This is a genomic window from Streptomyces sp. NK15101, assembly GCF_020400725.1.
Lineage (GTDB): Bacteria > Actinomycetota > Actinomycetes > Streptomycetales > Streptomycetaceae > Streptomyces.
Window position 1 is genome coordinate 1 of sequence record NZ_JAINVG010000226.1, and the last position, 331, is coordinate 331.

The window sequence follows — 331 nt, forward strand, 5'->3', positions numbered from 1 at the left end:
CGTCCGTCGTCATCGCGTCGTCCGCCGGGGTGCTCGCGTCCGTCTTCGCCTCGTCCCCGGCGGCCGCGGTGGGGGCGGCCTTGGTGTCGCTGCCGGAGTCGGAGCAGGCCGCCAGGGAGAAGGGCAGCAGGGCTGCCGCGGCGACGGCGATCGCGGTACGGCGGATCTTGATGCTGTTCATGTTCTTCACTCCTCGAAGAGCTGTCAGGAAGGGTTGGGACAGGCGTGGGTCGTGCTGCCGGGGCCGGCCCGCCGGCCGGTCCCCGGGGGTCTAGGGGACGGTGACGAAGACGCTGTGCCGGCCGCTCGCTCCGTCGGGGACGGTGCGGGT

General features: G+C 73.1%; 1 pseudogene. It reads right to left on the bottom strand.

Going from position 1 to position 331, the window contains the following annotated elements:
• Nucleotides 1-181: pseudogene (locus tag K7G60_RS38725) on the bottom strand (fasciclin domain-containing protein); the annotation flags it as partial.
• Between the last annotated feature and the right edge of the window lie 150 nt (nt 182-331).